This window comes from Cohaesibacter marisflavi, assembly GCF_900115225.1.
GTDB classification, from domain to species: domain Bacteria; phylum Pseudomonadota; class Alphaproteobacteria; order Rhizobiales; family Cohaesibacteraceae; genus Cohaesibacter; species Cohaesibacter marisflavi.
In genome coordinates, this window is sequence record NZ_FOVR01000001.1 from 136,084 (window position 1) to 159,727 (window position 23,644).

Annotated in this window: 22 protein-coding genes; 20 read left to right on the forward strand and 2 right to left on the reverse strand. The window is 55.7% G+C overall.

Annotated elements, in window-relative coordinates; all coding sequences use genetic code 11:
• The first annotated feature begins 2 nt into the window (after positions 1-2).
• From BM258_RS00635 to BM258_RS00660, 6 genes are all read left to right on the forward strand, one after another.
• Entirely contained in the window at positions 3-1,178 is a 1,176-nt protein-coding gene (locus tag BM258_RS00635; RefSeq protein ID WP_244544545.1) for an ABC transporter permease, read from the forward strand.
• Between the two features lie 21 nt (positions 1,179-1,199).
• Complete coding sequence (locus BM258_RS00640) at positions 1,200-2,201, forward strand: ABC transporter ATP-binding protein (protein WP_090067821.1); 1,002 nt, start codon at positions 1,200-1,202, stop codon at positions 2,199-2,201.
• Positions 2,198-3,349, forward strand: coding sequence for an ABC transporter ATP-binding protein (locus BM258_RS00645; RefSeq protein ID WP_244544546.1), 1,152 nt, complete (start codon positions 2,198-2,200; stop codon positions 3,347-3,349). Before BM258_RS00640 ends, BM258_RS00645 begins: the two co-directional genes overlap by 4 nt.
• 142 nt (positions 3,350-3,491) lie before the next feature.
• Positions 3,492-4,643 carry a 2-aminoethylphosphonate--pyruvate transaminase gene (locus BM258_RS00650; protein ID WP_090068883.1) on the forward strand — a complete coding sequence of 384 codons (1,152 nt, stop codon included), beginning with the start codon at positions 3,492-3,494 and terminating at the stop codon, positions 4,641-4,643.
• A gap of 23 nt (positions 4,644-4,666) precedes the next feature.
• A complete protein-coding gene (gene phnX / locus BM258_RS00655) occupies positions 4,667-5,440 on the forward strand; it encodes a phosphonoacetaldehyde hydrolase (RefSeq protein ID WP_090067823.1) in 774 nt (257 codons plus the stop codon).
• 43 nt (positions 5,441-5,483) lie between these two features.
• Positions 5,484-7,037 (forward strand): sulfatase-like hydrolase/transferase, encoded by a 1,554-nt coding sequence (locus BM258_RS00660; protein ID WP_090067825.1) that lies wholly within the window; start codon positions 5,484-5,486, stop codon positions 7,035-7,037.
• Between the two features lie 5 nt (positions 7,038-7,042).
• On the opposite strand, the gene BM258_RS00665 is transcribed toward BM258_RS00660, so the two are convergent.
• Positions 7,043-7,849: a phosphodiesterase gene (locus BM258_RS00665; RefSeq protein ID WP_210186611.1), complete on the reverse strand. Its 807-nt coding sequence runs from the start codon at positions 7,847-7,849 to the stop codon at positions 7,043-7,045.
• A gap of 546 nt (positions 7,850-8,395) precedes the next feature.
• Between BM258_RS00665 and BM258_RS00670 the strand changes: the two genes are divergently transcribed.
• From BM258_RS00670 to BM258_RS00710, 9 genes are all read left to right on the forward strand, one after another.
• Entirely contained in the window at positions 8,396-9,214 is an 819-nt protein-coding gene (locus tag BM258_RS00670; RefSeq protein ID WP_090067827.1) for a DeoR/GlpR family DNA-binding transcription regulator, read from the forward strand.
• Positions 9,211-10,296 (forward strand): ABC transporter ATP-binding protein, encoded by a 1,086-nt coding sequence (locus BM258_RS00675; RefSeq protein ID WP_090067829.1) that lies wholly within the window; start codon positions 9,211-9,213, stop codon positions 10,294-10,296. The genes BM258_RS00670 and BM258_RS00675 overlap by 4 nt, the downstream gene beginning before the upstream one ends.
• Positions 10,297-10,349: 53 nt before the next feature.
• Positions 10,350-11,630 carry an ABC transporter substrate-binding protein gene (locus BM258_RS00680; protein ID WP_244544547.1) on the forward strand — a complete coding sequence of 427 codons (1,281 nt, stop codon included), beginning with the start codon at positions 10,350-10,352 and terminating at the stop codon, positions 11,628-11,630.
• A gap of 86 nt (positions 11,631-11,716) precedes the next feature.
• Positions 11,717-12,586, forward strand: coding sequence for a carbohydrate ABC transporter permease (locus BM258_RS00685; protein ID WP_090067833.1), 870 nt, complete (start codon positions 11,717-11,719; stop codon positions 12,584-12,586).
• Positions 12,583-13,416, forward strand: a complete 834-nt coding sequence (locus tag BM258_RS00690; protein ID WP_090067835.1) for a carbohydrate ABC transporter permease — start codon at positions 12,583-12,585, stop codon at positions 13,414-13,416. Before BM258_RS00685 ends, BM258_RS00690 begins: the two co-directional genes overlap by 4 nt.
• Positions 13,417-13,521: 105 nt before the next feature.
• A complete protein-coding gene (locus tag BM258_RS00695) occupies positions 13,522-14,343 on the forward strand; it encodes a sugar phosphate isomerase/epimerase family protein (RefSeq protein ID WP_090067837.1) in 822 nt (273 codons plus the stop codon).
• Between the two features lie 395 nt (positions 14,344-14,738).
• The gene (locus BM258_RS00700) at positions 14,739-15,491 is read left to right on the forward strand and encodes an energy-coupling factor ABC transporter ATP-binding protein (RefSeq protein ID WP_210186612.1); all 753 of its coding nucleotides are present in this window, start codon (positions 14,739-14,741) and stop codon (positions 15,489-15,491) included.
• Positions 15,491-16,132 carry an energy-coupling factor transporter transmembrane component T family protein gene (locus BM258_RS00705; protein WP_090067838.1) on the forward strand — a complete coding sequence of 214 codons (642 nt, stop codon included), beginning with the start codon at positions 15,491-15,493 and terminating at the stop codon, positions 16,130-16,132. Before BM258_RS00700 ends, BM258_RS00705 begins: the two co-directional genes overlap by 1 nt.
• Before the next feature lie 34 nt (positions 16,133-16,166).
• The gene (locus BM258_RS00710) at positions 16,167-16,712 is read left to right on the forward strand and encodes a biotin transporter BioY (protein WP_090067840.1); all 546 of its coding nucleotides are present in this window, start codon (positions 16,167-16,169) and stop codon (positions 16,710-16,712) included.
• Between the two features lie 137 nt (positions 16,713-16,849).
• On the opposite strand, the gene BM258_RS00715 is transcribed toward BM258_RS00710, so the two are convergent.
• Positions 16,850-17,266 (reverse strand): gamma-glutamylcyclotransferase family protein, encoded by a 417-nt coding sequence (locus BM258_RS00715; RefSeq protein ID WP_090067842.1) that lies wholly within the window; start codon positions 17,264-17,266, stop codon positions 16,850-16,852.
• 35 nt (positions 17,267-17,301) lie between these two features.
• Here BM258_RS00715 and BM258_RS00720 point away from each other — a divergent pair, with 35 nt between their 5' ends.
• The 5 genes from BM258_RS00720 to pntB all read left to right on the forward strand — a co-directional run bounded on the left by BM258_RS00720 (position 17,302) and on the right by pntB (position 23,612).
• Positions 17,302-17,778: a GNAT family N-acetyltransferase gene (locus tag BM258_RS00720; protein WP_175527851.1), complete on the forward strand. Its 477-nt coding sequence runs from the start codon at positions 17,302-17,304 to the stop codon at positions 17,776-17,778.
• Between the two features lie 242 nt (positions 17,779-18,020).
• Positions 18,021-19,028 (forward strand): glucokinase, encoded by a 1,008-nt coding sequence (locus BM258_RS00725; protein WP_090067846.1) that lies wholly within the window; start codon positions 18,021-18,023, stop codon positions 19,026-19,028.
• Between the two features lie 313 nt (positions 19,029-19,341).
• The gene (gene pgl / locus BM258_RS00730) at positions 19,342-20,028 is read left to right on the forward strand and encodes a 6-phosphogluconolactonase (RefSeq protein WP_175527852.1); all 687 of its coding nucleotides are present in this window, start codon (positions 19,342-19,344) and stop codon (positions 20,026-20,028) included.
• Between the two features lie 590 nt (positions 20,029-20,618).
• Entirely contained in the window at positions 20,619-22,190 is a 1,572-nt protein-coding gene (locus BM258_RS00735) for a Re/Si-specific NAD(P)(+) transhydrogenase subunit alpha (protein ID WP_090067851.1), read from the forward strand.
• A gap of 15 nt (positions 22,191-22,205) precedes the next feature.
• Positions 22,206-23,612, forward strand: coding sequence for a Re/Si-specific NAD(P)(+) transhydrogenase subunit beta (pntB, locus tag BM258_RS00740; RefSeq protein WP_090067853.1), 1,407 nt, complete (start codon positions 22,206-22,208; stop codon positions 23,610-23,612).
• The last annotated feature ends 32 nt before the right edge of the window (positions 23,613-23,644 follow it).

Genomic DNA, 23,644 nt, shown 5'->3' on the forward strand with positions numbered 1-23,644 from the left:
TCATGGCAGATATCACAGACACCTGCGCTTCCATGGTGACCTCAACCAAAGGAAAGAAAGAAAGCGCGAAGGAACACAAGAAGCGCCTCAAATATTATTCAGCCAGCCAATGGACCCTGATCTGGTGGCGTTTCCGTCGCCATCGTGCAGCCATGGTTGCTGCTGCGGTGCTTATCTTCATGGCGTTGTTGGGCATCTTTGCCGAGTTCGTGGCGCCCTATGGCCCAACTAGCCGCGACACCAAATATCTTGATGGCGCGCCTCAAGTGCCGCTCTTCTGCGATCAGAATGGTTGCTCATGGCGCCCCTTCGTGCATGGTGTCAGTACAAAGCGAGATCCCGTGACGTTGCGGGCTATTTCGGTGCCCGATCCCGAGAAGCGTGTCTATCTCACCTTCTTTGCCCAAGGGGAAAAGACAGAGCTCTTGGGCTTTATCCCCTCCAAGACCCATTTCTTTTTGTTGGATGACAAGCGTGCCAAGCTGCATCTTTGGGGCACGGATGATCTGGGCCGCGATGTCTTTTCGCGCACGATCTATGCAACCCGTACCTCGCTTTCTATCGGTGTGATTGGCGTGTTGATCTCTTTCGTGCTCGCTCTCATCATCGGTGGCGTGGCTGGCTATGCTGGGGGCTGGGTGGACAACATCATCCAACGCGTGACCGAGGTTATCCGTGTGGTGCCGATCATCCCGCTCTATATGGGGCTGGCCGCAGCCATGCCCAAGGAATGGTCCACCACAGAAGTCTATTTCGCGATGACGCTCATCCTAGGCTTTTTTGGTTGGCCCACGCTGGCTCGACGCATCCGCTCACAGTTACTTTCCATCCGTTCGGAGGATTATGTGGTGGCGGCACGGCTGGCCGGAGCGCGCCCGTTGCGCATTATTTCCCAGCATATGCTGCCCAGCTTCACCAGCTTTATCATTGTCGATCTGGTGATTTCGTTCCCCTACATGATCCTCAGCGAGACGGCGCTGTCCTTCGTCGGCCTCGGCTTGCGCCCCCCCACGGTGTCTTGGGGTGTTTTGTTGCAACAGGCCCAGTCGGTGCGAGTCATCGAGCAGACGCCTTGGCTGTTTATTCCCGCAATCTTCGTGGTGTTGGCCGTGCTGGCCTTCACTGTGGTGGGCGATGGTCTTCGCGATGCGGCCGACCCATATTCTGACGCACGATAGGAAACGGGAAGGATATCAATCATGCTGAAAGTAGAAAATCTCTCCATTTCCTTCCGCACCGATGAAGGGCTGATCACGCCGGTTCAGGATATTGCTTTTGAAGTCCAGCCGGGGCGCACGCTGGGCATCGTTGGGGAATCCGGCTCGGGTAAATCCATCTCCACCAAGGCACTGATGCAGCTATTGCCCGGCAACGGCATCATTTCCAGTGAAGCGAAAATTCTCTATACCGACAAATCCGGAAAGACACGCGATATCAACAGGCTGGGAAAGAAGGGAAGGGCCATTCGCCATATTCGGGGTGGCGAAATAGGTATGATCTTTCAGGAGCCCATGGCGTCCTTCTCTCCCGTTTACACCATCGGTAACCAGATGGTGGAAGCGATCCGGCTGCATCGCAATGTCGGACGCAAGGATGCGCGCCGCATCGCCGTAGAAATGCTCGACAAGGTGGGTATATCCAACCCGGAAGCACGGGTGGATCAGTATCCTCACGAAATGTCCGGCGGCATGCGTCAGCGGGCGATGATTGCACTGGCCCTGTCGGCAGGGCCCGCTTTACTGATCGCCGACGAGCCGACTACCGCGCTGGACGTAACCATTCAGGCACAGGTGCTTGAATTGATGCGTAACCTTCAGCGCGATCTTTCCATGGGCATGATTTTCATTACCCATGATCTAGGCGTTATTTCCCATATCGCCGATGATGTGGCGGTGATGTATCTAGGGACGATTGTTGAGCGAGGCCCGACCGACAAGGTCATCCACGAGCCAGCCCATCCCTATACGCAAGGACTGATCAAGGCCTTGCCCAGCGTCGACCGGCTGCATGACCGCTTGACGCCCATTCCCGGAGACATCCCCAGCCCCAACGACCGGCCCACAGGCTGCCCGTTTCATACCCGCTGCACCAAGGTGATTGCCGGGCTCTGCGATCAACATCAGCCGCAGATTTTACAGGTGGGAGAAGATCACACCGTGCGCTGCTTCCTGCATGAAAAACAGCAAAGGGCAAGCGCATGACCATGGACGCAACAAGGATGGACAACAGCACCAAACAAGAGAACGAGCTTCTCATCGAGGTCAAGAATCTTGAAGTCCGGTTCCCGATCCGCAAGAAGAAGCTTTTTTCATCTGAAGTCTCCTATCTGCGTGCGGTCGACGATGTCAGCTTTGACATAAGACGAGGCGAAACGGTCGGGTTGGTGGGAGAATCCGGCTCTGGCAAAACCACCGTTGGCCGCGCCATCCTGCGCGCCATTGACCCCACTGCAGGCGATGTGATCTTCCACACTCGCGAGCATGATATCTATCTCGACGAGCTGGAAGGAGAAGAGCTGCGCCGTTTTCGCAAGAAAATGGGCATGGTCTTCTCTGAAGGTCCCCATTCGATTGCGAATATGGCGAGTGACATTCTGCGTTCCTTTCGCCCGCGCATGAGCCTTGTCTTTCAGGACCCCTATTCTTCGCTTAATCCGCGCATGACTGTGCGTGACATCATTGCCGAGCCTCTGGTCGCATCCGGCATGATGAAAAATCGCGACAAGATCGATCAGCGGGTGCGCGATATCGCAAGTCGCTGCAAGCTCAATCTGGAGCATCTGCGCCGTTTCCCCCACGCATTCTCGGGCGGACAACGCCAGCGCATCTGCATCGCGCGGGCCTTGGTAACGCGGCCTGATTTTGTCGTATGCGACGAGAGCGTTTCCGCGCTGGATGTGTCCATTCAGGCAGAGATCGTCAATCTGCTCAAAGACCTGCAGGAAGAAATGGGCGTCGCCTTTCTGTTCATTGCCCATGATCTGTCTGTGGTGGCCCAAATGTCCCATCGTGTGGCCGTGATGTATGTGGGCAAGTTTGTTGAATATGCGCCTACCGAGAGTCTTTTCTATAAGCCGCGCCATCCCTATACACACGCGCTTTTGTCGGCCATTCCGACCATAGATCCGGACGAGAGTTTCGATCCGATCAGGTTGGAAGGCGAAATTCCCAACCCGCTCGCCGCGCCATCCGGCTGTCGCTTTCACACCCGCTGCCCCTATGCCACGGAGCAATGCGCCAGTGAAATCCCGACTTGGCAGGAAATAGCGCCAGAGCATTTTGTGGCTTGCCACAGGGTGGATGAGTTCGATTTCTCGCGCGACAAACAAAGCGCAGATACCACCGATTAGAAACCAGACCCAAAAGGGAGCAACCAGCTCTGCTGCTTCCCCAATAACCAAGAAAGTCTAACGAGAAGAGGATCGTCCGATGTCCAAGCTGGACAATGAACGTGCCAACAATCTGAAAAGCAGTTTGCTGCCTGATCCCGAAATGGGCGAACCCTTTCTGCTGACACCCGGTCCGCTGACCACCTCCTTTGCCGTCAAGCAGGCGATGCTGAGGGATTGGGGCAGTTGGGATGGCGACTTCCGTGCCATGACCGCCGATATGCGCCGCCGACTGCTCGCTCTTTTGGGGGCGGAACAAGGTGCCTTTGAATGCATCCCCATGCAAGGCTCCGGCTCCTATCTGGTCGAAGCGATGCTCGGCAACATGGTGCCTAAAGATGGCAAATTGCTTGTGTTGGCCAATGGGGCCTATGGCCTGCGGGCAGCAAAGACAATGGAAGCCATTGGCAGGGCTTATCATCTGCTCGACAAGGGCGATTATCTGCCTCCGCGTGGTGCCGAGGTGGCTGATATCCTTGCCAATGATCCTGCCATCACCCATGTGCTGGCGATCCATTGCGAAACCAGTTCGGGCATTCTCAACCCCATCGCCGAGATTTCCCAAGTCACCTATGCCGCCGGGCGCAAGCTGCTGGTGGATTCCATGTCTGCCTTTGGCGCCGTGCCCATGGAGCCCGATCAGATCCGTTATGAAGCGCTGGTTTCCTCGGCGAACAAATGCATCGAGGGGGTGCCGGGCTTTGGTTTCGCGCTGGTGCGCCGCAGTGAGCTTATCGCCACCAAAGGCAACTGCCATTCTCTCAGTCTTGATCTTCATGCCCAATGGGAAAATCTGGAAAAGAGCGGCCAGTGGCGCTTCACGCCGCCGACCCACGTGGTAGCGGCATTTCTTGAGGCATTGAAAGCCCATGAGGCCGAGGGCGGTGTAGCGGTGCGTGGGGCCCGCTACACCAGCAATCGCGACGTGATGGTCGCCGGGATGCGGGAGTTGGGCTTTGAAACCCTGCTCGATGCGCGCTGGCTTTCGCCGATCATCGTTACCTTTTTCTGCCCGGCCGATGAGCGCTTCGTGTTTGATCGCTTCTATGAGCTGATGAAAGACAAGGGCTTCATCATCTATCCAGGCAAGCTGACGGTGGTGGAAAGCTTCCGCATTGGCTGCATCGGCCAGATGGATGAAGCCATCATGCGTCGCGTGGTGGCTGCGGCAAAACAGAGCCTTGAGGAACTGGGCGTAACAAGCGCCGCCCCGCCTCAGGCAGCCTTTGAAGAACGCAAGAAACTGAACGCTTGAGGGCCATTCGGAGAGAGAAAATCATGACACAGATAAAGGCGGTTATATTTGATTGGGCCGGAACGCTGGTGGATTTCGGCAGCTTCGCGCCCATGGGCGTCTTCGTCAAATGCTTCGAGGAATTTGGCATCAAGGCGTCCATTGAACAGGCTCGTGCCCCCATGGGGTTGCCCAAATGGAACCATATCCGCACCATGATGGACGATGTCGCCATCGCAGCCCAATGGCAGGCCAAATATGGTCAGGCACCAACCGATGCCGATGTCGACAAGATCTATGAGATCTTCGTACCAATGAATGAAAAGGTCGCTGCCGACTATGCCGATCTGGTGCCCGGTGCGCTGGAAACCATCGACTGGCTGCGTGCGCGCGGCATCAAGATTGGCTCCACGACAGGCTATACCCGCTCGATCATGGAGCATGTCTTGCCTGTTGTGAAGAAACAGGGGTTCGAGCCGGACAATCTCATCTGTGCTGATGATCTGGCCGAGGGCCGCCCTGGTCCACTGGGTATGTATCAGAGCTTTGTGGATCTGGCTGTCTATCCGCCTTCTGCTGTCATCAAGGTGGATGACACTGTGCCGGGCCTCAAGGAAGGTGTCGCCGCAGGCTGTATCACGGTCGGGCTGGCGCTCTCCGGCAATTTCGTCGGCAAGACGCCGGAAGAACTGGCTGCGCTTTCCGAAGGGGAAATTGCCAGCTTGCGAGAGGCTGCCACTGTGCTACTCAAAGAGGGTGGGGCGGATTATGTCATCGACACGGTGGCCGATCTGTCAGCCCTGATCGAAACACTTTGATTGTTAAAAGATCCTTTGATCGGATTTGAGGAGAGCCCGTGCCATGTCCAGACCCAATATCATTCTTATAACGGCCGATCAGTGGCGCGGTGATTGTTTGGGCGTGGTGGGGCATCCGATTCTCAAGACCCCCAATCTGGATGCATTGGCGGCCGACGCGGTTTTGTTTCGCAATCACTATTGTGCAACGGCTCCTTGCTCGCCGGCGCGGGCAACCCTTTACACCGGCCTTTACCAGATGAACCACAGGGTGGTGCGCAATGGAGCGCCATTGGCTGACGAATTTGATACGCTCGCCAAGGCCGGGCGCAGGGCTGGTTACAAGCCGACGCTGTTCGGCTACACCGACACGGCGCTCGACCCGCGCACTCTGGCACCAGATGATCCGGCTCTGACCACCTATGAAAATGTGCTGCCGGGCATGGAGGTGGGGCAAGCGCTGCCCGAAGATGACAAGCCATGGCTGACATGGCTCAAGACGCGCGGCCATGATGTTGCGTCCCGCTTTGAGGCCCACACGCCGCCGATGGAGCCGGGGGAACGGGTCTCCATGCTGCCGCCTTGCTACGGAGCCGATGAAACGCCGACGGCCTTTCTGCTGGAAAAAATGGAAGACTGGCTGGATGAGCAGCAGGGGGAGGACGCGCCTTTCTTTGCCCATCTCTCCTTCATTCGTCCGCATCCGCCCTTTGTTGTGCCAGAGCCTTACAACAGCATGTATGCATCCGGGGCGGCTCAAGACGCAGCACCTGCCTTCGATCGGCATCCCTGCGCTACAGCCGAGGCGGCAAGCCACCCGTTTGCCGACTTGATGATGCAGCATAACGGGCTATCGAGCTTCCTCACCTATGATGAGGACGGCAACCCGAACCCGAAAGGATGTGTCAAGGATCTGTCAGCTCACGATATCAGCCGTATTCGCGCCCTCTATTATGGCATGATCTCGGAAGTTGACGCCGCCATTGGCCGCCTGATTGCCAGCCTCAAGGCGCGCGGGCTCTGGGAGAATACGGCCTTCATCTTTACCTCCGATCATGCCGAAATGATGGGGGATCACTGGATGCTCGGAAAGGGCGGGTTTCACGCTTCCAGCTATCACATTCCGCTGATTATCCGGACGCCGGACGGTGGCCGCGGCGAGACGGTTAGCGCCTTTACGTCCAGCGGCGACATCTTCCCCACCTTGCTTGAAATCCTCGGAGATGAGGCGATTAACGTGCTTGATGGCACCTCGCTTATGGAGCATGTCTGCGGCAATCCTGTAGGCGGGTGGCGCGATGCCGCCTTTTACGAGTTTGATTTCCGTGCCCAGCGTGCAGGCAGCGCCGAACTCAAGGCCCGTATGCGGCAGGAGGACTGTTCGCTCGCAGTGTTGCGGGACGAAGCCTTCCACTATGTGCATATCCCCGGCTTTCCGGCCCTGTTGTTCGACCTGCAAAAAGACCCCCGGTGCCTTAACAATGTCGCCGAGGATGAAGCCTATCAGCGCACACGGCTCATTTATGCCGAGAAGCTGCTTGATGTAAGGGCGCGGCATATGGATGAAACACTGGCGCGCATTCTGATGACCCCACAAGGCGCGGTGATCACCGACTAGAGCCGCTAAAAGATGAAGCGATCCGAGCGATCCATGAAATCGTGCATATGCACCATGATCTGCTCTTCGTTGGCCAGCACCACGCCATAGGCTGGAGCTTCGAAATTGCCATATTGCCCCTTCGGAGAGGATGTCATCTCAAGGGCCACCTGATGGTTGAGCCCGCGCATGCAGGAAACGGGCAGGCCGCGCCAATTGCCATAGACCATCCGATGGGCATGACCGACAAAAATATGCCGCACGCGATGGCGATGGAGCCTCAGGATCTGCCAGAAAGCCTCCGCATCTTCAAGGCGGCTCTCATCCATGTCGGGCAGACCAATGGCGAAGGGGGGATGATGCATGAACAGCATCACCGGCCCCGAGGTTTCGCTCAAGACACCTTTCAGCCATCCTTGCCTCTCTTCGCAATAACGCCCCACATCGCTGCCGCGCTGGCTGGTATCCAGAAACAGGCACAGGCCGAATGGCGTGCGCTTGGAGCCTTGAATGAAGCCGCAATCGCAGCGCTGTGCTTCGGGGAAATGAAAGCGGAAGGTACGCACGTCATCATGATTGCCAACGAGAAGATGGGACGGAATGGACAGCCGCCGTAGTTCACGGGCAAATATTTCATAAGCAGCATCATCGCCATGGTGGGTCAGATCGCCTGTTATGACGACGAAGTCCGCATCATGATGCTCGCTGTTGATGCTGTCGATTGCCGCGCGCAACCTGCCTGCTGGCTGTTGGCCGTATACAGCACCGCCATCCTTGACAATATGGCAATCGGTCAGATGGATGAATTTCAGCATATCGGGATTTTTGATCATCTGGCAGGCACCTGTGTTTCAAGGCGGAAACGCTCGATGAGGTTCCCGAAGTCGGGCGACTATGCTCCGCAAAGATGACAATCAGATAATGGAATGACGACTCTTTGCTGACAAAAGACGAGACGGGCAGCATCAGCTCAGAGCACGGCCTTGCAGCACCGGAATCTGGCAGGAACGCCCTAACCAGAGCCGTCCCTATCGCTAGCCCTGTCATGCTTCCTTCATGCCGCGGGTTAAAAGCGATGGTCATTTGAGCATCTTTGCACGGTCGGGAAATTCAGAAAAGAATAGAAAATTCAGTCAGAAAAGAGATGGTTGTTAAAATCTCATGTTCATTTTCAATTTCATTTGAATGTCACATAACGTTCAAATGGCTGAAATATTCCCGCCCTAACGTCCCCTCATAAACAGAGCAATTGAGCCTTTAGCCTCTCCAGGCGACGGGGGTGCAAGCTTTGGCGAAAGCCACAAGTCGGCACCCCTGACTGGAGGGGACAAGGGCAAGGTAGCTTTTGGTGAGCTTCGCAAAGAGCGGATCAGGGCATTATGAAACACTATAGCGAACGGCAATTGGAAATCATTCGGACGGTTACCGAAAGCGGCTTTTCAGCCATCGATGCCTTGTCCGAACAGTTCAATGTTTCCACTCAAACCATTCGCCGTGATGTCAACGCCCTGTGTGAACTTGGCGAGCTGCGTCGCGTCTGGGGCGGGGTTGAGCCACCACCCGTGAGCGGCAACTTGCTTTATGCCAAGCGCAAGATCATGAACGTAACCGCCAAGCGGCAGATTGCCTTTGAAGTTGCCAAACATATTCCCGATGGCAGCACCATAGCGCTCTCCATAGGCACCACCCCGGAAATGGTCATCGAGGCCTTGCAGGAAAAGGCCAATCTCAAGGTCTTTACCAACAACCTCAATGTTGCCATGCAGGCAAGCGAACGCCACGACTGGTCTGTGACCATCGCGGGTGGCAGCGTGCGCCCGGGCGACAAGGACATTCTGGGCTCGGATGTGGAGGCCTTCTTTGATCGCTTCGAGGTGGACTTCGGTATTTTCGGCGTGGCGGGTGTGACGCCCGATGGCGGCCTGCTGGATTTCTCCGAGGCTGAAGTAGGGAGCCGCCGGGCCATCATGAAAAACAGTCGAAAGTCTTTTCTGGTCATGGACCATACCAAATTCGGGCGCGCGGCCCATGTGCGGGGCGGGCATCTTTCTGATGTGTCCTGCATTGTCTGCGATGAACCCATTCCGCATCCATTTGAAAGCGGGCTTGGCTCGGCCAGCGTGATTATTGCCAATGAAACAAGCCGTGATGAGAAGGCTGACGCGAGCAACGACCCTTATGAGCGAGGCACGCGATGAGCGCTGCACATCCGGCCCATCACGGGCGATCTATCGAGCTGCAGTCGATCTCCAAAAGCTGGGATCAGACCAAGGCGCTCGATAGCGTGAACATATCCATTCCCGCTGGTTCTTTTACAGCCTTGCTTGGACCATCCGGCTGCGGCAAGTCGACCTTGTTGCGCATCATTGCAGGTCTGGAAACCGCCACGGAAGGCACGGTTCGGATTGGCGATGAAGATGTTACTCGCCGCCCTCCAGATAAGCGCGATCTGTCCATGGTGTTCCAGTCCTACGCTCTGTTTCCGCATCTGGATGTGGCCGAGAATATCATATTTGGCCTCAAGACCCGCAAGGAGCCGAAGAAACAGCGCACCGAAAAGCTGCTCGCAGTTGCTGAGCTGATGGGCCTTGAAAAACTGTTGGATCGCAAGCCCGGCGCGCTTTCCGGCGGACAGCAGCAGCGCGTGGCGCTGGCCCGCGCCGTCATTGCAGAGCGTTCCATTTGTCTGATGGATGAGCCGCTTTCAAACCTTGATGCCAAATTGCGTCACGAGATGCGGGTCGAGCTGCGGGCCCTGCAACAAAAACTCGGTTTTACCATGGTCTATGTCACCCACGATCAGGCCGAGGCAATCACCATGGCGGATCAGGTGGTGCTGCTCAATGCAGGTCAGGTGGAACAGGTTGATGCACCACGCGCCCTTTATGATGCGCCACGCTCCACCTTTGCTGCCCGCTTTATCGGGACGCCTCCCATGAGCCTGTTCGAAGCCTCTGCGCTTGGCGATATGGGGCGGCAACTGAGCCGTGATGCCGGCACCGAACTGTTGCTCGGGCTTCGCCCGGAAGCAGTAACCCCTAATGAGAAGGGCCACTTGAAGGCCACCATCGCTGCCGCCGAGTTTCAGGGCGCAGACACCATGCTCGATTGTCTGGTTGGCGATGAAATGATCACCGTGCGGGCCTCTGGCAGAAGCCATTTTGCTGCAGGCAGTCCGGTCTCCCTTTCCTTCGCTCCTGAGGAACTGGCCTTGTTCGACAAGGCATCAGGGGCACGTCTCATAAAGTCCCAAAAACTGGTCGAGGCCCTGCGGTCTTGATCGATAACCAAATCTATTTTTAACAGTCAAACAGGATGAAAAGGACCATACCCATGGCTTCCCGTTTTCTCAAATCCACTCTTGCAGCAGCCATGCTTTCCGCTGTTGCCATGCCAGCATTTGCTGTTGACCTGCAATTCTATTTTCCGGTTTCTGTTGGCGGCAAGGCTGCTGATACCATCCAGTCGCTGACCGAAGACTATGTCGCGTCCCATGAAGACGTGAATATCGATGCGATCTATGCAGGCTCCTATACCGACGCCCTGACCAAAGCCATGACGGCTGCCCGCGGTGGCAACGCACCTCAGCTTTCGGTGCTGCTCTCCACTGACATGTTCACCCTGATTGATCAGGACCTGATCGAGCCATTTGATGACTTCGTCACCGATGAAGAAGGCAAGGAATGGTTCGGCTCTTTCTACCCTGCTTTCATGATGAACAGTCAGACCGGCGGCAAAACCTGGGGCATTCCTTTCCAACGCTCCACGCCCGTCATGTATTGGAACAAGGAAGCTTTCAAGGAAGCTGGTCTTGACCCGGACAAGGCCCCGGCAACCTGGGAAGAGATGGTCGACTATGCGCACAAGCTGACCAAAAAGGACGACAGCGGCAACGTAACCCAGTGGGGCCTGCGCATTCCGCTTGATGGTTTCCCTTACTGGCTATTCCAGGGGTTGTCCACGCCAGCAGGTGCCATTCTGGCCAATGCAGACGGCAACAAGACCGACTTTGCCAACCCGAAAGTGGTTGAGGCCCTCCAGTTCCTCGTCGATATGGCCAAAAAAGAGAAGGTCATCGAAGATGGTGTAACCTCTTGGTCTGCCACGCCGAAAGCCTTTTTCGAGCGTCAGTCCGCCATGATCTGGACCACCACCGGCAACCTGACCAACATCCGCACCAATGCTCCGTTTGATTTTGGTGTCGGCTTCCTGCCAAAGCATGAACGCTACGGCGCACCAACCGGTGGCGGCAACTTCGTTCTGTTCAAGGATGCCTCCGAAGACCAGAAGAAGGCCGCTGTCAATTTCGTAAAATGGATTTCTGCTCCGGAACAGGCTGCCAAATGGTCCATCGCAACCGGCTATGTCGCTCCAAGCCCGGCCGCATGGGAAACCGAAGCGATGAAAGCCTACGCCAAGGACGTGCCGCAGGCTGCCGTTGCCCGCGATCAGCTTGAATATGCGGTTGCAGAGCTGTCCACCTATGAAAACCAGAAAGTGACCAACTTCCTCAACGACGCCATTCATGCCGCTCTGGCTGGTGAGAAATCACCCAAGGAAGCGCTTGAAGAAGCTCAGAAGAAAGCGGAACGCGTTCTGAAAAACTATCGCTGATCCACTTTGCGATCGGCTTTTGCGAGGGGGATGTCTTCCCCTCGCTTCTTTTATGACTTTGCGATGGATCGCATGTGAGGGCAAGAATGAGACGCGACTGGATATATGCTCTGCTGCTGCTGTTACCGGCGATGGTGCTGCTCATGGGCTTTACCCATATTCCAGCTATTGAAACCGTCATCAGCAGCTTTTTCTCGACGCCCCACGGACGTCGTCCGGCGCATTTCGTCGGTATCGATAACTATCTCTATCTGCTCGAAGACGATGTGTTTATCCGCTCTTGCTGGAACAACCTCATCTATGCCGCCATCACGATCCCTGCTTCCATCATCATTGCTCTGGTCATGGCGCTGTTTGTGCATAGCCGCATGGCTGGGCTTTCCTTTCTGCGCATGGCCTACTTCACACCGACCGTGCTGCCGATGATCGCGGTGGGCAACATCTGGCTTTTCTTCTTTACCCCAAGCTTCGGGCTCATCGACCAGATCCGCGCCCTGTTTGATTTGCCCGCGCAGAACTGGATGGGCGACCCTGATACGGTCCTTTATACGGTGCTGGTGGTTGCCGTCTGGAAGAATGCCGGTTTCTTCATGATTTTCTATCTCGCCGCCTTGCAGACCATTCCGGAACCCTTGCGCGAGGCGGCCAAGCTGGAAGGGGCAGGGCGCTGGACCTTCTTCCGCCGCGTCACCCTGCCGCTGATCATGCCCACGACCCTGTTCATTCTGGTGAACGCCATCATCAATTCGGTGCGCCTCATCGATCATATTTTCATCATGACCCTCGGCGGGCCAAACAATGCCTCCAGATTGCTGCTCTATCACATTTATGAAACGGCCTTTGAATATTGGGACACCGCTTCGGCCAGTGCGATGACAGTGGTCATCCTGTTCGTTCTCTCGCTGTTGGCCATTGGGCAATTCTTCTGGCTCGATCGTAAGGTGCATTACAAATGACTGCTCAAGACACCTCGCTTGCAGCCCGTCTCGATCGGGTGCTGATGACCTTCGGGGCCTGGCTACTTGCCCTTCTATGGATTTTGCCACTGGCCTATGCCGTCTGGACAGCGTTCCACCCCTCGGCCTACGAGACCAATTTCACACTGACCGCCCCGCTGACGCTGGAAAACTTTCCAAAGGCGTGGGTGCAGGCGCCCTTTGCGCGCTATTTCCTCAACACCATGATTCTGGTGGCCATGACGCTCAGCGCGCAGTTGGTGCTCAGCACATTCGCCGCCTATGCCTTTGCGCGGTTGAAATTCCCCGGCAAGACCATCCTCTTCACGCTGGTGCTGCTGCAGCTCATGGTCACACCCGATATTCTGTTGGTCAAGAACTATGAGACCATGGGCACCTTGGGGTTGGTGGATAGCATTCTGGCAATCGGGCTGCCCTATTTTGCCTCTGGCTTCTGCATTTTTCTGCTGCGCCAGACCTTCATGACCATCCCCAAAGAGCTTGATGATGCAGCGCGGATCGAAGGGGAAGGGCTGATCGGAACTCTCTGGCGGGTCTATATTCCGCTGGCTAAACCCACCTATCTTGCCTTTGGCCTTGTGTCGGTTTCTGCCCATTGGAACGACTTCCTGTGGCCGCTGATTGTCACCAACTCGGTGGAAACCCGTCCGTTGACCGTCGGGCTCTCTGTCTTTTCCATGACAGAATCCGGAGTGGAATGGTCGGTCATCAATGCCGCAACGCTGATGACCTCCGGTCCTCTTCTTGTGGGCTTTCTGCTTTTCCAGAGACAGTTTGTTCAAAGTTTCATGCGAGCTGGTATTAAATAGGCCAAACCAACGAGTCGGCCCGACCTTGACCAAATAGTCAAAGCCAGAAAAACGGATCTGAAATACGGGCCTGAAAAACAGGCCAGATAAAAGGAATTACATCCCATGCCTCCATTGCCAGTGCTTGGCGCTTCGCTCAAATATGATGAACTTGTTTCTCTGAAAGACTGGATTTTTGAGAAGAACCGCACCATCGAATTGCAGGATTTCTGCATGGTGGATGTTCTGGATGACGATCAGGACGACCTGATCGAGGCCTATAAGGATGTTCTGGATGGCTTCAGGGGCCTGCATGGCATTCACGGCCCGTTTTTCAGTCTCGATCTGGCTGCAACCGATCCGCTGATCCAGCAGGTTGTGACGGTGCGTCTGCTTGATGCACTTAACAAATGCGAAAAGCTGGGCGCGACACACATGGTCGTGCATAGCCCTTTCACTTTCTGGCACAGCCTCAATTTCACCAACTATGCCTATCTCAAGCCGAATATCTTTGAAGCAGCGCAGCGGATACTGGAACCTGTTGTCCAGCGCGCCGAGCAGATTGGTTGCTGCCTGATGCTGGAAAATATCGATGATGCCGATCCGGCGTTGCGCTGCGAATTGGTGGAAATCATCAATAGCCCGATGTTGCAGGTTTCCCTCGATACCGGCCATGCCCAACTGGCCCATGGCCAGTATAAGGCCCCTCCGGTGGCGGATTATGTGACTGTCGCCGGTCCGCTTCTGGGGCATGTGCATTTGCAGGATGCCGACGGCTTTGCCGATCGCCACTGGCATCCGGGTGAGGGTTCTATTCCCTGGGGCGGTGTCTTCAAGGCGCTATCGGACATCCACGCCGCGCCGCGCCTGATCATCGAAGCGCGCGACCGCAAGGAGCTGTTGCCGCAAACGGTTAAACATCTCGAGGCGCTTGGTTTGGCCGAGTAGCGGACGCTGCGCAAAGGGCGCTTCATGATTGCAATATCAAAAGGCGGTGCTGCGTGGCATCGCCCTTTGGTGCTGTTACTCGCAAATTACCTTTGGTTTACCTCGGATAGATCGCAAACAGGGCCTTTGGGCCCAATCTGCGACAATTGTGATCAGTTTCTCCACAAAAGGAACCATTGGGATGGGTCTGATTGCTGGCCTTTGTGTCCATTCTTGGCTATGACCTTTGCCAGCCCGCACGCAGTTGGCATCAGCGCATATGAGCGCTATCGCCCTCTGAGCGTGCAGATTTTGAGCCTTTGGCTCGCGTGATCTGGAGTTGACCTGTCGGTGATTTCGAAAAAGGCCTCTCGGACCTTCGCTCCGGTGCCGCCTCAGATGCGGCTGATAGTGACATGATGAACAATGCCATCGTCCTTGATGGGGTAAACCATCAATTGAATGACAAGCCCTTTTTCAAGGACCTGTCCATAGAGCTGCGTGAAAAGCGCATTGGTCTGATCGGGCGTAATGGCTCGGGCAAATCCACCTTGGCGCGCATGATTTCCGGTCTCATCGAACCTGAGGCCGGTGAAATCCGTGTGCATGGGGTCGACATCGCCAAGGATCGCAAAAAGGCCATCGAAACCATCGGGCTCATTTTTCAGAATCCCGATCATCAGATCATCTTCCCGACAGTGGAAGAGGAAATTGCCTTTGGCTTGGAAAGCCTGTCTGGCAACCGCAAGCAGGCCCGAGAAGGAGCACGAAGCTTCCTTGCTTCCTTTGGTCGGCTCGATTGGGCCGAGCGGGGCACTTTTACGCTGTCGCAAGGGCAGCGGCATCTGGTCTGTCTGATGGCTGTGCTGGCCATGCAGCCCAAGGCGGTGTTGCTAGACGAACCCTTTGCCGGTCTCGATTGGCCTACCACGCGGCGGCTCTATCATTGGCTGGACGGGCTTGAGCAGCAAGTGGTGCTTGTCACCCACGATATTGATCATCTGGAGAGCTATGATCGCATTCTCTGGCTCGAAAAAGGACAGCTGATTGCGGATGGTGCCCCGGCCGATGTGTTGCCAGCCTATCGCGAAAAGATGGAACGTCTGGTCTTCAGCGATGACGAAATTCTTGGCCCCGGCCTGCCCGCCACGAATGGGGAGCAGGGCTGATGCTGTCCTTGACCGTAGAGCAAAGAAGCTGGATGCATCGATTGCCAGTGTGGCTGAAGCTTCTTCTGCTGTGCCTCTTTACGCTGGTGCTCTGGCCGCTGGCTGACTGGCGCCTGCTGCTGGCCTCCTGCCTTCCTGTGGTTTTGCTCTATGCCTCTGCCGGACGCTATTTCGCGAAACTGGGCGCCCAGCGCTTGAAGCCGGTTGTCTATCTTGTTGCCATTATTTTCATCTATCAGGTCGTCACAGGGCGCATCGAGGAAGGGCTCGCTATTTGTCTCAAGATAATAGCGACGGTCAGCCTTGCAAATTTGGTGACCATGACATCGCGTCTTGATGATATGATGGCCGTAATCGAAACGCTGGCAAAGCCATTCCATGCGCTTGGCTTGCCGCCCCGTGCGCTGGGGTTTGCTATGGGGCTGGTCATCCGCTTCACGCCGCTGTTCCTGCAAAGAGGAACCCAGCTCAATCAGGCTTGGCGCGCACGCAGCCCTCGGCGGACAAGCCCGCGCCTGTTGGTGCCGCTGGCGCTCAGCGCCATTGATGATGCGGATCGAGTTGCCGAAGCGCTGAAGGCGCGCGGCGGGCTTCAGAATACAAAGACAAAAGAAACTCAGTCGGATAGCGCGCCCCAATAGCGCGTGCACTAAAATGTAAGGGAGAATACAGTTTATGGAACGCCAAGTTGCCTTTATCGCTCTGTTTGCGGCACTCGTTGCCGCATTGGGCCTCATGCCACAATTTATGCTACCGTTCGGAGTACCCGTCAGCGCCCAGAGCCTTGGTGTCATGATGGCTGGCGTCGTGCTGGGCGCGCGCCGCGGTGCTCTCTCCATGATCCTGTTCGTCGTGCTGGTTCTGGCCGGTTTGCCGCTGTTGGCTGGTGGACGTGGTGGGCTGGGCGTGCTTGCCGGTCCGACCGTCGGTTTCTTCCTTGGCTGGCCATTTGCAGCCTATGCTACCGGTCTGATCGTGGAGAAATGGGGCAAGGGCAACCTGCTCATCGCCGGTACCTTCGCGTCCATCGTTGGCGGCATTTTCGTACTCTACCTGCTGGGTGTTCTGGGCATGGCTGTGCGCCTTGATAAATCCTTCATGGAAGCCGCTTCCATGGTTCTGGTCTTCATCCCGGGCGACGTGATCAAAGCCTTTGTTGCCGGTTTCGTGCTTCAGGGCATTGCCAAGGCACGTCCGAGTGCCTTGCTTTCGCGCGGCTGACCAAGTTGGCGGATCGTGTGCTGGTCGCATGACAGGGCGTTTGATGCGCACCATCCGCTTTCGGTCTATCAAAGAAGGGGCGCCAATCGGGTCGCCCCTTTTTTCTGGACAAATGGGGCTTGTCTGGAAGGGCTTGTCTAAAGGGGGGCAACCTCGAGAAACCGGAAATAGTCCCCATGGGGAATGCGGTCGCTGTTTGAGAGATCGTGTCTGTAGATATAGAGCCAGGCCTCAACCTGCGTTCCATCTTCAAGGCTTACCGGCATTTTGCAGCGCTCATATTCGAACGGCTCGGAAAAGTCGGGTCCGATGCCTTCATATTCATCAATAGCGCGCCAGAGGGGCTCTTCAGTTGGCAGGGCGAGCAGGTGCCCCACGATTTGCTCTTGCGGATCGTCAGACGGGACTGCTCCGGGATAGTGCGCTATCTGATAAAGGCGTCCCTGAAACAGGGCGGGGCCTACATTGCGGGCATGATTGAAAAAGAGGCGAGAGATTTCGCTATCGAAATGCTGACGTAACTTGCCATAGACAAAGAGGAAGTCTTCACACATGGTTTGGTCTTCCTTGAATGGGAGCAGAAGGTCATATGACGCAAAAGTTTGATACAGTATCACTTTCGAAATGCAAAAGTGCAATTCCGGTGATTGCCCAATGGTTTTGTTACCAATGGTCTGACTGGTATGGGCCAGAGGGTCCTGGAGATGCCATTGCCGATCTGGAAGAATGGGCTGATGGAGACGCCCTGCCTTTGGCTCGTCTGGCTCTCTCCCCTGATGGTGAGCCTCTGGGCATAGTGGCGTTGAAGAATGAGGGGTTGGGAGAAGAATATGGATTCGGGCCGTTCCTGTCTGCCTTTTATGTGCCGTCCGTCCATCGCCGCCGAGGCGTTGGGTTTGCGTTGATTAGTGCTGTCGAGGAGGCCGCGAGAGACCATGGGCTCGGGGTAATTTACTGCACAACCGATGGCGCGCGCTCGTTGATCGAAAAGGCCTGTTGGGAGAACACCGGTTTGACTTCACCTTCAGAGCGCGGTCTGCTGACGATCTATCGGAGATCCCTCTAATGGGCAATTCCATGGGATTGCAGCTATTCGAAAAAGGAGCTTCCAAAGGCTCAAAGGCGGCCCTATAGAAAGGGAAAATTAATTTGGGGGATGAAAATAACATTGATTCCCTGTATGCAGAACGTGGTTCGGGCGAGATGATATTGCCCCGGCGCAGTTTGGCAAAGACTTGCCATGGATTAAGGCGCTGTCTGTTGAAGTGAAACCTGTTTGTCAGACTATTAATTTGTGAGGGAAGCGCAATGGCTTGGGAACTGGTTGCCGATGTTGGTGGAACCAATATGCGTTTGGCTGCCGCGGTGGATGGCCGCATCAAAGAACAGCATACTTTCGATACGACCGGCACAATGCACTTGACCGATGCGGTCAAAAGCTTCGTTGGCAAGATTGGATCGAGCCCGCGCCATGTCGTGGTGGCCGCAGCGGGTGTTATCCAGAATGGCTATGTCACATTGACCAATGCTGGCAATCAGCAATTTTCGCAGGCCGACCTCATCGTCGCGGCCGGAGCCGAGGGCGCGCGCATTCTGAACGATTTTGAGGCGGCTGCATGGTCTCTCGTCACGGCCGATCCGGATGACCTCACGCTTATTCAGGGCGCGCTTCCTGCGGCTCTGCAAACCCCGCCAGTCCCGACGCCGCCGCGCCTGATCATTGGTCCGGGTACTGGTCTGGGGGTTGGTACCCAAGTCTGGGCTGGCCATCAGCCCGAAGTGCTGCAAGGCGAGGGCGGCCATGTGCGTGTTGCGCCTCATTCCCTTGATGAGGTCGCCATATTCACCAAGCTGGCCGAACTGTGGCCCGAAACCCAGATGGACAGCACCCCTTGTCTTGCGTTGGAAGCCGAGGCAATCCTGTCGGGTACCGGTATTCCTTATCTGATGAAAGCGCTGGAGCTGCTTGACGGACAAGAGCCCTCCGAGATGTCGGCGCGCGATATCTTTGATGTCGCCCGCACAGAGGGCAATCCTCTGGCCGTGCGCGCCATCAACATGTTTGCCCATCATCTGGGCGCTGTGGCGGGCGACCTGGCGCTTTACATTTCTGCCTATGGCGGTGTCTTCCTGACCGGTGGTGTGCTGCAGAAGAATGAATGGATCTTCCAGAATCCACACTTCCTGCGCGGCTTCAATCAGGGCGGACGTCATACCAAATTCCGCGTCAATATGCCGATCTATCTATACCGTAATTCCAATTTCGGTCTTGAAGGGGCGATCAACGCCATGACCTTTGATCCGGATTTGCACTAGAGCTGATCACTAGTCATCTCCTCCGTCGGGCTATTTCAGGCAGCGCTCCATCCGGGCGCTGCCTTTTTCAGGTCTCCCGCTCTTTTCCGACAATCATAAAACTGCAATGTGCCAGCCCTAATAAGCCAGTGGTGGCATGGGTAGCGATTCGAGAGGGCCAATCTGGTCCTCCTGCTGTTTGCCAACGCGGTCTGGAATGGGGGCTCCTCATAAGGTCGCGCATTGCAACGGGCGGACATATTCATTCCAGAAAGAATAAACAGGGCCTGTTCCGCTGCAGAACCGCAGCATGCTCTGAATGCAGGAGAAAAACGTGACTGAAACCCGAGTTTATCCCGACCGAGGCAGCCTGGCGGCGGGCCTTGCCGAACAGGTGGCAGCTGAACTGAACAAGGCCATCCGCAAGAGGGGAAGAGCCACGCTTGCTGTTCCGGGCGGAGAAACCCCGCGTGCTTTCCTGAGCGAACTCAGTCTGCAAAATGTCGAATGGGACTGCGTCTCTGTCATCCTGACGGATGAGCATTTTGTGCCCGAAGCTTCCGGACACTCGAACGGGCGTCAGGTTCGCACACTCCTGTTGCAGAATCTGGCTGCTGAAGCCCAGTTCCATCCTTTTTATCACGAGGTTTCCGAGCCGGAAGATGCGCTGCCTCTGATCGCAACCGATCTGCATGAGATTCTACCGATTGATGTGTGCATCCTGGGCATGGGAACGGATACGCGTGTAGCAGCGCTCCTTCCCAACTCAGACCAGCTTGAAGAAGCGCTGGGGCTTTGGGCGCCGACGGTCATGGTGGTTCGCGATCATGAAGATGGGGAGCCGCGTTTCACGCTAACGGCTCCGGTTCTGGAACGTGCCCGCAAGGCCCACGTGTTGATCGTGGGCGAAGAAAAGAAAGTTACCCTGCGTGAGGCCCAGAAAGTCGGACTCGTGGAAGACGCGCCAGTGCGGGTCATTCTCAATAGGGCTCGGGCCACAACCATTCATTACGCAGACTAGCTAGATACAACGGGCCGGGCCCTCTTCTGGCCAGCCCATATCGATAATCAATGTAAATTGTCGTGGAAAAAACGTGATTCTGAACAAAACAATTGTAAAATTAGGCAATTCGATACAGAAAAGCTGTCCTCTCGGATCACTTCCATCTCTTTCACAAAGCGCTACAATCATCTAATGTGCAGTCAGTGCAGTATGGTTAGAAATTGCATACGGCTTGAGCCCACTGTGGCACAGAGAGATATGGTCCATATTGGCTCTTATGGAAAATATCCCGCCTGGCATCCATCCGGATGATTGCCGCGCTTATTGATTATGGAGACAGAAATCGAACTACTCAAAAAGTGGTTCTGATGACTGTAGGGAGTATGTCAAATCGTCTGATTTATCTATGTGAATTTGCGTAAATGAGGAAAAATTACCACGATGCGGGACAAATTTTGGTAAATCGCACCGGATAACGCGCAACTGATCCACAAAGATGGCTTGGCAATTTGACTTTGGTCTGCACTATAAGAGCCGGAGGGTAATTTGCTTCTTTGTTGGGGAGACTCAGCGGGGAGCATTAACATTTTGTGAGAAGGGAGTCTGTCGTGAAGATAGGTACACCTAAGGAGCTGTTCGAGGGAGAGGCGCGCGTAGCCATGACGCCGTCTTCGGCACAGCAGCTTCAGAAATTGGGATATGACTGTGTCCTGGAAAGCGGTGCCGGTGTTCTGGCCGGTTTTTCCGACGCGGTTTATGCAGAAGCGGGCGTTGAAATTGTCCCGAACGCGGCTGCGCTGTGGGAGGCTGCTGACATTGTTGCCAAGGTGCGACAGCCAGAGTCTGACGAACTGAAATATCTTGCCAAGGGCAAGACACTGATTTCGTTCTTCAACCCTGCAGGCAACGAAGAAGGCATGGAAGCAGCCAAGGCTGCTGGCTCGAATGTCATCGCAATGGAAATGGTGCCACGTATTTCCCGTGCCCAGAAAATGGACGCTCTGTCCTCCATGGCGAACATTGCCGGTTATCGCGCTGTAATCGAAGCGGGTAACAATTTTGGTCGTTTCTTCACCGGTCAGATCACCGCTGCCGGTAAAGTGCCGCCTGCACGCGTTCTCATTGTTGGTGCCGGTGTTGCCGGTCTGGCCGCAATCGGTACGTCTGTTGCGCTCGGTGCTGTCACCTATGCATTTGACGTGCGTCCCGAAGTGGCCGAACAGGTCGAATCGATGGGCGCCGAATTTGTCTATTTGGATTTTGAAGAAGAACAGCAGGATGGCTCGGCCACTGGCGGGTATGCTTCGGTTCAGTCCGAAGAGTTCCGCAACGCCCAGCTTGCCAAATTCCGCGAAATCGCCGGCGACATGGACATCGTCATCACCACTGCGTTGATTCCGAACCGTCCCGCTCCAAAGCTTTGGCTTGAAGACATGGTCAAGGCCATGAAGCCTGGCTCCGTGATCGTCGACCTTGCCGCCGAACGCGGTGGTAACGTTGAAGGCACGGTCAAGGACGAGAAAGTCGTAACCGACAATGGCGTAACCATCGTTGGCTACACCGACTTCCCATCTCGCATGGGCGCACAGGCTTCCGAGCTTTATGCAACAAACATCCGTCACATGATGACTGACCTGACCCCTGAAAAGGATGGTCAGATCAACCACAACATGGAAGACGATGTGATCCGCGGCGCAACTGTGACCTTTGAAGGCGAAATTACCTTCCCGCCTCCACCGCCGAAAATTCAGGCGATTGCGGCTCAGCCGAAGAAGGAAGTCAAGGAAAAGACTCCTGAAGAAATCAAGGCCGAAGAAGAAGCTGCCGCCCGCAAGGCTGGTCGTCAGCAGATCGGCCTTCTGGTGGCTGGCGCAGTTATTATGGGGCTTATCGGCCTTTATGCACCTGCTGCCTTCATGGGCCACTTCATCGTGTTCGTACTGGCCGTGTTCATCGGCTTCCAGGTTATCTGGGGCGTCAGCCACTCCCTGCACACGCCTCTTATGGCTGTGACGAACGCCATTTCGGGGATTATCATCCTCGGCTCGCTCCTGCAGCTTGGCTCAGGGTCATGGATTGTGTTGCTTCTGGCATTCATTTCCATCCTGATCGCCTCAATCAACATCGTCGGTGGCTTCATGGTTACCCGTCGTATGCTGCAGATGTTCCAGAAATCCTGATAGGCGGAGGTTATTATGAACGCTGAATTGCAAACCGCCGCCTACATCGCGGCTACTGTGCTGTTCATCCTGTCTTTGGGTGGACTGAAGGATCAGGAAAGCGCCAAGCGCGGCGTCTGGTTCGGCATCGTCGGTATGGCGATCGCTGTTCTGGCCACCGTTTTCGGTCCGATCGATCCACATGATATCACTCTGGGCACTGTGCTTGCTGCCAGCCCTGTCGTTCTGCTCATCGCAGTTGTCATCGGCGCCGTCATCGGTGCTGTTGTCGCCAAGCGCGTTGAAATGACCGGCATGCCGCAGCTGGTTGCCATGCTGCACAGCTTTGTGGGTCTGGCTGCTGTCTTCATCGGTCTCAACTCCGATATGACTGCGCATGCTTTCCCGACCCCTGCCGAAGAGGTCATCCATGAGATCGAGATCTTCCTCGGTGTCTTCATTGGTGCGATCACCTTCACCGGCTCTCTGATTGCCTATGGCAAGCTGGCTGGCCGCATTGACGGTAAAGCCATGCTTCTGCCGGGCCGTCACCTCTGGAACATCGTGATGGTGGTTGTGTCCTTCATCCTGCTCATCATGTATATGAATGGTGCGGGCGCATGGACCCTCTATCTGATGACGCTGATTGCCTTCGTCATTGGTGTTCACATGGTTATGGCCATCGGCGGTGCCGACATGCCAGTTGTTGTCTCCATGCTCAACTCCTATTCGGGGTGGGCTGCTGCGGCAACCGGCTTCCTGCTCGGCAACGACCTGTTGATCGTGACCGGTGCTCTGGTGGGCTCCTCTGGTGCCATCCTGTCCTACATCATGTGTAAGGCAATGAACCGTCACTTCATCTCGGTGATCCTTGGCGGCTTTGGTAACTCCACTGGCCCGGCCATGGAAATCGAAGGCGAGATGATCGCAATCGACGCTGATGGCGTTGCCGCCAGCCTTGAAGATGCAGATAGCGTGATCATCGTTCCCGGTTACGGCATGGCCGTTGCTCAGGCTCAGCAGAATGTTGCTGAACTGACCCGCCGCCTGCGCGCCAAGGGCAAGGAAGTTCGCTTCGCCATCCATCCGGTGGCTGGTCGTCTTCCCGGTCACATGAACGTGCTGCTGGCTGAAGCCAAGGTGCCTTATGACATCGTGATGGAAATGGATGAAATCAACGAAGACTTCCCGGAAACGGATGTTGTCATCGTGATCGGTTCCAACGACATCGTGAACCCTGCAGCGCAGGAAGATCCGAACTCCCCGATCGCCGGCATGCCGGTTCTGGAAGTCTGGAAAGCCAAGCAGGTCTTTGTCTCCAAACGTGGTCAGGGCACAGGTTACTCTGGTATCGAGAACCCGCTGTTCTTCAAAGAGAACACCCGCATGTATTATGGCGATGCCAAGGCATCTCTGGACACGCTGCTTCAGCTGATATCATAAGCTGTAGAGCTGCCCAACATGAATTGAAAGCG